Genomic DNA, 9495 nt, shown 5'->3' with positions numbered 1-9495 from the left:
AAATCAAGCCCACTGCAGGCTTTGAAGATCAGTGGCAGTTTATCCGCAGCCAGCTGCTGCAAAGCTGAGCCAGCAGACCGCATCAACCAATGCACGTCTGCTCCGAGCTCATAATCAAGCCCACCGCCGGGTTTGAAGATCAGTGGCAGTTTATCCGCAGCCAGTTGCTGCAAAGCTGAGCCAGCAGACCGCATCAGCCAATGCACGTCCCGCTCCGAGTTCACAATCAAGCCCACTGCCGGCTTTGAGGATCAGTGGCAGTTTATCCGCAGCCAGCTGCTGCAAAGCTGAGTGCGTACATGCCCAGCGTCCCTGCGCCAGCAGGGTTGTGACGAAGCGGGAGGCCTTGGCCTCCCTTGCTTTTTGTGGCACAAAAGAAGAGACAAGCACCAGATGCGACCCAGCTTGTCGCGCTCAAGTGTTACATTCATCTGCCATAAATCTTCACACCAACAGGACATCCTATGGAACCCGAGATCATTACCGAAGCACAGACCTGGCTGACCAACAACCAGGGGCTGATCATCGAGTATGCGGTCAACATCGCCGCCGCCCTGATCACCCTGCTGGTCGGTTACATTGCAGCCAACCTTCTCAGCGGTGGCGTGGTCAAGGTGATGCAGACCCGCAAGCTGGACACCACCGTCACCCACTTCGTCGGCAGCATCCTCAAATACACCATCCTGGTGTTCGTGGTGATCGCCGCCCTGGGCCGGGTCGGGGTGCAGACCGCCTCCTTCGTCGCCATTATCGGTGCCGCCGGTCTGGCCATCGGTCTGGCGCTGCAGGGCTCTCTCTCCAACTTTGCCGCCGGTTTCCTGCTCATCATCTTCCGCCCCATCAAGGCAGGGGAATTTATCGAGGTGGCAGGTACCAATGGCGTTGTGCAATCGGTCCAGCTCTTCACCACCACCCTCACCTCCGGTGACAACAAGATGGTGGTAGTGCCGAACTCCGCCATCCTCAACGGCACCATCGTCAACTACTCGCGCATGGATACCCGCCGCGTCGACATGACCTTCGGCATCGGCTACGGCTCCGACCTGCACAAGGCCAAACAGATCCTGGAGCGGCTGGTGAGCGAAGAGCCCCGCATCCTGAAGGAGCCGGCAGCCACCATTGCCGTTGCCGCGCTGGCCGACTCCTCAGTCAACATCGTGGTGCGTCCCTGGGTCAAGACCGGTGATTACTGGGGTGTCTGGTTCGACTTCCACGAGAAGGTGAAGCTCACCTTCGACGCCGAGGGCATCGAGATCCCCTTCCCCCAGCGTGTGGTCCACATGCAAAAGACGGCGGATTGATCCTCGGTGTGCGTTCTCCAGTGCCAGCCTTCGGGCTGGCACTGTCGTTTCTGCCTTGCTGTGACATGAAAAAAACCGGCCACAGGCCGGTCTTGCGCACCAGATAGCACTGCGTTCTCACCCCAGCCGACGTGCGACCCGGTTGAGCAGGGGCTGCATCAGCACATAGCCCCCCAGCACGGCTCCGATCACCGCCAACACGCGGATCTCCAGCGTCGGCGCCGCATTGGCCAGCGTCAGGGTCAGCAAACCGATGAGGCCGGTGGCGATCAGGCTCAGGGCAAACAGGGATAACAGGGCTTTCATCTCGATCTCCTCATTCCACACCATTGATTCCATACCTTGGCCATCCCTGGGAGATCTCGTCCATTCGGCTCATATGGTAGCCAGCGTCTGTTGTCCACCATTTGCGCCTGCTCAAAAAACCGTCCGATGAGCGTCTGTTGAATACCCTTTGATCTGTCACGCCAGCTTTCCAGAGCCACGGCCGCGCTCCCCTTGAAATGAAAGCCTTTTCAACCCGAACAAGCATGCGCAAACGCAAGATCCCGGGGTACTGGGTGACTCATAATCGCACTGTTTTGGTTGTACACTCCCTCGTTGCAGACAATTGGTAATGCTCTGTTACACGGGGCGCACGGAGTGCCCGGTATAATGCTCGCATAATAAGGTTTGGCGGGAGCCTTGCCTGCAAGGTTCAAACACAACTTGGAAGACTGATAATCCTATGAAAAATATCAATCCAACCCGGACCCAGGCCTGGCAGGCACTGGAAGCCCATTTTGCAGCCAACAAGGAGATGCGTCTCAAGGATCTGTTCGCACAGGATCCCAAGCGTTTTGACAAGTTCTCCCTCACCTTCGGTGGCGACATCCTGGTCGACTACTCCAAGAACCTGATCACCGAAGAGACCCTCAAGCTGCTGGTGAACCTGGCTGGCGAGACCGATCTGCGCAGCGCCATCGACGCCATGTTCAACGGCGACAAGATCAACATGACCGAAGGACGCGCCGTACTGCACACCGCCCTGCGCAACCGCTCCGACCGTCCCATCGAGGTTGACGGCAAGGACGTGATGCCGGAAGTGAACGCCGTACTGGCCAAGATGAAGGGCTTCTGCGAGAAGGTCATCAGTGGCGAGTGGAAGGGCTATACCGGCAAGGCCATCCAGCACGTGGTCAACATCGGCATTGGTGGCTCCGATCTGGGCCCCGTCATGATCACCGAGGCCCTGCGCCCCTACAAGAATCACCTGGAGATGCACTTCGTCTCCAACGTCGACGGCACTCACATCGCCGAGACGCTCAAGAAGATCGATCCGGAAACCACCCTGTTCCTGGTGGCCTCAAAGACCTTCACCACCCAGGAGACCATGACCAACGCCCTGACCGCCCGCGACTGGTTCCTCGGTCACGCCGGTGACAAGGCTCACGTGGCCAAGCACTTCGCCGCCCTGTCTACCAACGGCAAGGCCGTGGCCGAGTTCGGCATCGACACCGACAACATGTTCGAGTTCTGGGACTGGGTCGGCGGCCGTTACTCCTCCTGGTCCGCCATCGGCATGCCCATCGCCCTCTCCCTCGGCTTCGAGCACTTCGAGGCCCTGCTGCAAGGCGCCTTCGAGATGGACATGCACTTCGCCACTGCCGCCTATGAGCAGAACGTGCCCGTGCTGCTGGCCCTGATCGGCCTGTGGTACAACAACTTCCATGGTGCCGAGTCCGAAGCCATCCTGCCGTACGATCAGTACATGCATCGCTTCCCTGCCTACTTCCAGCAAGGCAACATGGAGTCCAACGGCAAGTACGTGGATCGCGACGGCAATCCGGTTGACTACCAGACCGGTCCCATCATCTGGGGTGAGCCGGGTACCAACGGCCAGCACGCCTTCTACCAGCTGATCCATCAGGGCACCAAGCTGATCCCCTGCGACTTCCTGGCGCCGGCCATCAGCCATAACCCCATCGGTGACCACCATCCGAAGCTCCTGGCCAACTTCTTCGCCCAGACCGAGGCCCTGGCCTTCGGCAAGAGCAAGGAAGCGGTGGAGGCCGAGTTCCTGGCCGCCGGCAAGACGCTGGAGCAGGTCAAGGATCTGGTGCCGTTCAAGGTGTTCGAAGGCAACCGCCCGACCAACTCCATCCTGTTCAAGCAGCTGACCCCAAAAACCCTCGGCTCCCTGATCGCCATGTACGAGCACAAGATCTTCGTACAGGGCGCAATCTGGAACATCTTCTCCTTCGACCAGTGGGGTGTGGAGCTGGGCAAACAGCTGGCCAACAAGATCCTGCCGGAGCTGGGCACCGATGAGGCCGTCACCAGCCACGACGGCTCCACCAACGGCCTGATCAACACCTGGAAAGCCTGGAAGGCCTGATTGCTCCCGCCCTCCAGAATGCAAAAGCCCCGCTCGATGAGCGGGGCTTTTTTATTGCTATCAATCGGTCTGTTTGCATCATCCGGACGACAGGCCAGGTGTCTAAGCCAGCCAGTAACGGGGATCGTCATCCCCGCCCCTTCCGATGCCGCTCAGCGAAGGCTTAACCGCCGACGGCAATACGCTTCATGTCCTTCATGTAACCACGCAGGGTCTGGCCGATCTTCTCGATCGGGTGGTTGCGGGTCGCTTCGTTGGCAGCCAGCAGGGCCAGGTTGTCCACCGCCTTGCTCTCGGCACGGGCACTGCCCAGGTCCCCTGCTTGCAGGGTCGGCATGAAGTGCTCACGCAGCAGCGGCACGGCGGCGTTGGCGAACAGGTAGTTGCCGTACTCCGCGGTATCGGAGATGACCACGTTCATCTCGTACAGACGCTTGCGGGCGACGGTGTTGGCGATCAGCGGCAGCTCGTGCAAAGACTCGTAGTAGGCGGACTCTTCATAGATGCCGGAGGCCACCATGGTTTCGAACGCCAGCTCGACACCCGCCTTGACCATGGCCACCATGACCACGCCATTGTCGAAGTACTCCTGCTCGGCGATCTTGCCGGCATAGGCAGGGGCATTCTCGAAGGCGGACTTGCCGGTCTCTTCGCGCCAGCCGAACAGCTTGGCATCGTCTTCGGCCCAGTCAGCCATCATGCCGCGGGAGAACTCACCGGCGATGATGTCATCCATGTGCTTCTCGAACAGCGGACGCATCAGGGTGCGCAGTTGCTCGGAGAGCTCGAAGGCACGCAGCTTGGCCGGGTTGGAGAGACGGTCCATCATCAGGCTGATGCCACCCTGCTTCAGGGCCTCGGTGATGGTCTCCCAGCCGAACTGGATCAGCTTGCCGGCATAGGCCGGGTCGGTGCCCTCGGCAACCAGCTTGTCGTAGCAGAGCAGGGAACCGGCCTGCAGCATGCCGCACAGAATGGTCTGCTCGCCCATCAGGTCGGATTTCACTTCCGCGACGAAGGAAGATTCCAGCACGCCGGCACGGTCGCCACCGGTAGCAGAGGCCCACGCCTTGGCGATGGCCATGCCCTCACCCTGGGGATCGTTCTCCGGGTGGACGGCGATCAGGGTCGGTACGCCGAAACCACGCTTGTACTCTTCACGCACTTCGGTGCCCGGGCATTTGGGTGCAACCATCACGACGGTGATGTCGGAACGGATCTGCTGACCCTCTTCCACCACGTTGAAGCCGTGGGAGTAGCCCAGAGCGGCGCCCTGCTTCATCAGCGGCATCACGGTTTTGACGACGTCGGAGTGCTGCTTGTCCGGAGTCAGGTTCAGCACCAGATCGGCGGTCGGGATCAGATCTTCATAGGTGCCGACCACGAAGCCGTTGTCGGTGGCCTTCTGCCAGGAGGCGCGCTTCTCGGTGATGGCGGCCTTGCGCAGGGCGTAGGAGATGTCCAGCCCGGAGTCGCGCATGTTCAGACCCTGGTTCAGGCCCTGGGCGCCACAGCCCACAATCACCACCTTCTTGCCCTTCAGCACGTTGCAGCCGTCCGCGAACTCTTCGCGCTGCATGAAACGACACTTGCCCAGCTGGGCCAACTGCTGACGCAGGTTCAAGGTGTTGAAATAGTTAGCCATGGTGATTGCTCCGTTCGATTGATTCCATGCCGGATAGCGGCGTTGTCGAAACCACTATAGCGCGGGACACTTATTGCCTGAACTGATATATTCGAAACAGTACGTTGCAGGAATTGAAATGTGATTTCCCGCAATCTCCCGCCGCCGAGCCATCGTGCTACAGGGCGCCTGACAACGCCGCAGGAATAAAAAGATGGACCTTCGCAATCTCGAACTGTTTCTCCACCTCGCCGACTCCCTCCACTTCGGCAAAAGCGCCGATGCCATGGCGGTCAGCCCCTCCACCCTGAGCCGCGCCATCCAGCGACTGGAACAGGAGACCGGCTGCGTGCTGTTCGAGCGGGACAACCGCTCGGTGCGGCTCACCCCTGCTGGTGACAAGCTGCGGGAGTTTGGCGGTGCCTTGCTGCAGGAGTGGCGCCAACTCAAACAGGAGCTCAAGCGCAGCGACGAGCCGCTGCAAGGGCGGTTGCGGGTGTTCTGTTCGGTCACCGCCAGCTACTTTCTGCTACCCGAGGTACTGGAACGCTTTCGTCGCCGTTATCCCCAGCTGGAGATCAAGCTGGAGACCGGCGACCCGGCACTGGCAGTGGACAAGATCCTGGCTGACGAAGCCGATCTCGCCATCGCAGCGAGGCCGGATGCGCTCTCGTCCAAGCTGGAATTCGCCAGCCTGCAACAAGTCCCTCTGGTGTTCATCGCCCCCCGCAATGCCCCCCAGCAGGGTCAGTGGTTCCCCCAGGGCGAACCTGACTGGGAGCGCCTGCCGCTGATCCTCTCCGAACAGGGGCTGGCCCGAAAGCGCTGTGATCAATGGTTTCGCAACAAGGGGATAGCTCCCAACATCTATGCAGAAGTGGCGGGCAACGAGGGCATCGTCGCCATGGTGGCCCTCGGCTTCGGTGTGGGTGTCGTGCCTGCCGCCGTCATCGATCACAGCCCCATGGGGGACAAGGTGCGTGTGGTCGAGCCCAAACCGGCGCTCAAGGCGTTCGACGTCGGTATCGCCGTGCTCAAGAAGCGGCTGGAAGAGCCGCTGATCCGCGCCTTCTGGGACACCGCACGCGGCCAGGGAGGCCTTCGCTGATCCAGCAGGCGTCGGAGCCACAGTGAGTGTCAAATGTATCAGTATGAAAGTGGGGGAGAAGAGGGGACACTGGCCGGCACCATCCAGCCACCATCAAGGAATAGAGCGTGAGCCAGCATCTTGTCGAAATCCGCAGTGCCATCCTGTTCGCAGAATATCTGCAAAGCCTCGGGGTCCAGCGCCATGAACTCGATCGGGAGCAGGAGATCTATCTCCAGGACAAGCACCTCGCCACGGTGCAATGCATTCAGGGGGAGCTGCGCTTTTATCTGCGCGCCAGCGCACTGGCCAGATCGTGATCCGCAATCGGTCACAGAACCCGCACGCAAAGCGTATTAGACTGGCACCATCCGTCCCCCTCGACCCGGGGGCCACCACGAGGAGTGCCCATGAAACAAAGCGGCCTGGATCGGCTCTTCAAACCTCACTCGATCGCCGTCATCGGCGCCTCCAGTGATCCGCAGAAAGCAGGCCATGTGGTCATTCGGCACCTGCTGGCGGGTCAGTTCCAGGGCCCTATACTACCCGTAGCCCCCCGCAGCCAGGCCATCGCTGGCGTGCTCGCCTATCCGGACATAGAGAGCCTTCCCCTCTCCCCCGATCTCGCCATCGTCTGTACCCGGCGCGAACGGGTACTGCCGCTCATCGAGGAGCTCGGCAAGAAAGGAACCGGAGCCGCCATCATACTGGCCGCCCAGTTCTCCACTGACGAGCGCCTGCGGCTCAAGCATCTGTGCCAGCAATACGGCATCCGGCTGCTCGGCCCCAACAGCATGGGCATGCTGCTCCCCGGGCAGGGTATCAACGCCAGCTTTTCCCCCATTGCAGCGACTCCGGGACAGGTGGCGTTTCTCTCCCAGTCGGCAGCGGTCAGCACCACCATCCTGGATTGGGCCAAGCAGCGCGAAATCGGCTTCTCGGCCTTCATCTCCCTGGGCGATCATTGTGACATCGACTTTGGCCAACTGCTGGATCAGCTCTCCCGGGACGGGACGACCCGCGCCATCCTGATCTACATGGACAAGCTGCACGATGCCAGGCACTTTCTCTCCGCCGCCCGTGCCGCCTCGCGCAACAAACCCATCCTGATCCTCAAGAGCGGTCGGCACGACCCGGCCAACGGTCTCGACAATGTCTATGATGCCGCCATCCGCCGGGCTGGCATGCTGCGCGTCCGGGATACCCACGAACTGTTTGCCACTGTCGAGACCCTGAGCCACTCCCTGACCCTCAAGGGGGAGCGGCTCGCCATCCTCTCCAATGGGCGCGGCCTCGCCAACATGGCCGCAGACGTACTGCTGTCTCGGGGAGGCAAGCTGGCGATGCCGCCCCTCGACATCGGCAGCGATGCCGATATCGAGACCTACAAGAGTGCACTCGAGACGCTGCTGCAAGGGGACGGTGCCGATGCCATCCTGCTGATCCATGCACCGTCCCTCACCGCCCGAGGTGTCACCCTCGCCAGCAGCCTGATCGACTTCATCAAGCAGCATCCCAGGGCCAGACGATTCAACATCCTGACCAACTGGGCAGGCGAATACTCCGCCCAGGAGGGGAGACGCCTGTTCAACGAGGCGGGCATACCGACCTATCGCACCCCGGAAAGCGCCGTCACGGCCTTCATGCACATGGTGGAATATCGCCGCAACCAGAAACAGTTGATGGAAACACCGGCCTCCCTGCAGGGCGACAGGCTCGATGTCGAGCGCTGCCAGCAGCTCCTTGGGCAAGCGCTGGACCGCCAGCAGCGGGTGCTGGACACCCACCTGGCCCATCCCATCTTGCAGGCAGCCGGGCTATCCACCCTCGCGACCTGGATCGTCTCCGATGCCATCGAAGCCGCACTGACTGCAGAACAGATTGGCTACCCCGTAGCGGTGAAGCTGCGATCTCCCGACATCGCCCACAAATCCGATGTACACGGTGTCATGCTGAACCTGCGCACCTCGGCGGAAGTCGCCCAGGCGGCAGATGCCATTCTGGACAGGGTACGTCAGCACGATCCTGGCGCCCGCATAGAAGGGCTGCTGGTACAACGCATGGCACGCCGCAGCGGGGGTCTGGAGCTACGGATCCGCTTGCAGCAAGATCCGGTCTTCGGCCCCGTCATCCTGCTCGGGGAATCCGGCGCCGAGCCCCGCGAGATGGTCGCGGCCCTTCCTCCCCTCAACCAGGCACTGGCTCGCTACCAGATCATTGGTGCCCTCAAGGATGGCAAGATCCGCGAGCAGGCCAGTCCGGTACGGCTCAATATCGACGCCCTCGGCCAGGTGCTGTGCCAGCTCTCCGAGCTGCTGCTGGCCTTCCCCGAGATACAAGAACTGGATCTGCACCCGCTGCAGGCCTGTGGCGAAGAGATGGTGATCCTGGATGCCCGGCTCGTCCTGGCAGAGCGAGGACAGCAAGTGCTGCCACCGGCCATTCGCCCCTATCCCACCGAGCTGGAAGAGGGTGCCTGGCTGAAAGATCAGAGTCATGTGCTGCTGCGCCCCATTCGCCCCGAAGACGAGCCGGCCCACAAGCAGTTCGTGCGGCAGGTGTCTGATGAAGACAGGTACAAACGTTTCTTCGCCGACGTGGGGGAGCTGGGGCATGAGGAGCTGGCCCGCATGACCCAGATCGATTATGACCGGGAAATGGCCTTCGTCGCCGTGGGTCAGGACGGCCCTTTTAGCCAGCAGATCCTGGGAGTGGTGCGAGCCATTGCCAGCCCGGATCAATCGGATGCGGAGTTTGCCATCCTGGTCCGCTCAGACTTGAAAGGGCTCGGACTCGGCAAGTTGATGATGGAAAAGATCGTGCGCTACGCCAGAGAGCGTGGCATAGGCCAGCTCTCTGGCATGACCATGCCCAGCAATCGCGGCATGATCAATCTGGCCAAACGGCTCGGTTTCAAGATCGATATTCAGCTGGAAGATGGGATAGTCAATATGGAGCTGCCCTGTGCTGATCAGGTTGTATAACGATACAATTGTGGTGGTAAATCAACCAGATATGGATGGATAACGTGAATTTCAGGCAATAAAAAACCCCGCTCGAGTGAGCGGGGTTTCTTGTATTGGGTGCCTGGCAGTGTCCTACTCTC

7 protein-coding genes and 2 pseudogenes are annotated in these 9495 nt (G+C 60.8%); 7 read left to right on the top strand and 2 right to left on the bottom strand.

What is annotated here, in order from left to right; translation table 11 throughout:
* Window positions 1-95: 95 nt before the first annotated feature.
* From OKC41_RS18475 to OKC41_RS18465, 3 genes and pseudogenes are all read left to right on the top strand, one after another.
* Window positions 96-179: pseudogene (locus tag OKC41_RS18475) on the top strand (nucleoid occlusion factor SlmA); the annotation flags it as partial.
* Between the two features lie 10 nt (window positions 180-189).
* Window positions 190-291: pseudogene (locus OKC41_RS18470) on the top strand (nucleoid occlusion factor SlmA); the annotation flags it as partial.
* A 173-nt stretch (window positions 292-464) separates the two neighbouring features.
* Window positions 465-1301 carry a mechanosensitive ion channel domain-containing protein gene (locus OKC41_RS18465; protein WP_201894982.1) on the top strand — a complete coding sequence of 279 codons (837 nt, stop codon included), beginning with the start codon at window positions 465-467 and terminating at the stop codon, window positions 1299-1301.
* A gap of 117 nt (window positions 1302-1418) precedes the next feature.
* Here OKC41_RS18465 and OKC41_RS18460 read toward each other — a convergent pair whose 3' ends face one another.
* A complete protein-coding gene (locus OKC41_RS18460; protein ID WP_029314882.1) occupies window positions 1419-1607 on the bottom strand; it encodes a hypothetical protein in 189 nt (62 codons plus the stop codon).
* A 421-nt stretch (window positions 1608-2028) separates the two neighbouring features.
* On the opposite strand from OKC41_RS18460, the gene pgi reads away from it, so the two are divergent.
* Window positions 2029-3678, top strand: a complete 1650-nt coding sequence (gene pgi / locus OKC41_RS18455; protein ID WP_201894981.1) for a glucose-6-phosphate isomerase — start codon at window positions 2029-2031, stop codon at window positions 3676-3678.
* Window positions 3679-3841: 163 nt separating this feature from the next.
* Here the strand turns inward: pgi and ilvC are convergent, their stop codons facing one another.
* Window positions 3842-5323: a ketol-acid reductoisomerase gene (ilvC, locus tag OKC41_RS18450; protein ID WP_041214215.1), complete on the bottom strand. Its 1482-nt coding sequence runs from the start codon at window positions 5321-5323 to the stop codon at window positions 3842-3844.
* 193 nt (window positions 5324-5516) lie between these two features.
* On the opposite strand from ilvC, the gene ilvY reads away from it, so the two are divergent.
* The 3 genes from ilvY to OKC41_RS18435 all read left to right on the top strand — a co-directional run bounded on the left by ilvY (window position 5517) and on the right by OKC41_RS18435 (window position 9373).
* Window positions 5517-6410 carry an HTH-type transcriptional activator IlvY gene (ilvY, locus tag OKC41_RS18445; protein ID WP_010676123.1) on the top strand — a complete coding sequence of 298 codons (894 nt, stop codon included), beginning with the start codon at window positions 5517-5519 and terminating at the stop codon, window positions 6408-6410.
* 107 nt (window positions 6411-6517) lie between these two features.
* Window positions 6518-6709, top strand: coding sequence for a hypothetical protein (locus tag OKC41_RS18440; RefSeq protein ID WP_042878337.1), 192 nt, complete (start codon window positions 6518-6520; stop codon window positions 6707-6709).
* Between the two features lie 90 nt (window positions 6710-6799).
* The gene (locus tag OKC41_RS18435) at window positions 6800-9373 is read left to right on the top strand and encodes a bifunctional acetate--CoA ligase family protein/GNAT family N-acetyltransferase (RefSeq protein ID WP_201894980.1); all 2574 of its coding nucleotides are present in this window, start codon (window positions 6800-6802) and stop codon (window positions 9371-9373) included.
* Window positions 9374-9495: the final 122 nt, after the last annotated feature.

Origin of the sequence: Aeromonas sp. QDB17 (genome assembly GCF_027705305.1) — a bacterium.
Lineage (GTDB): Bacteria > Pseudomonadota > Gammaproteobacteria > Enterobacterales > Aeromonadaceae > Aeromonas > Aeromonas caviae.
Note: the sequence above shows the minus strand (reverse complement) of the source record. Positions and strands in the feature narration are given on the sequence as shown.

Coding starts and splice junctions, on each gene's coding strand:
- OKC41_RS18460 (WP_029314882.1), bottom strand. CDS start 1,607: ATGAAAGCCCTGTTATCCCTGTTTGCCCTGAGCCTGATCGCCACCGGC.
- OKC41_RS18435 (WP_201894980.1), top strand. CDS start 6,800: ATGAAACAAAGCGGCCTGGATCGGCTCTTCAAACCTCACTCGATCGCC.
- pgi (WP_201894981.1), top strand. CDS start 2,029: ATGAAAAATATCAATCCAACCCGGACCCAGGCCTGGCAGGCACTGGAA.
- ilvY (WP_010676123.1), top strand. CDS start 5,517: ATGGACCTTCGCAATCTCGAACTGTTTCTCCACCTCGCCGACTCCCTC.
- OKC41_RS18465 (WP_201894982.1), top strand. CDS start 465: ATGGAACCCGAGATCATTACCGAAGCACAGACCTGGCTGACCAACAAC.
- ilvC (WP_041214215.1), bottom strand. CDS start 5,323: ATGGCTAACTATTTCAACACCTTGAACCTGCGTCAGCAGTTGGCCCAG.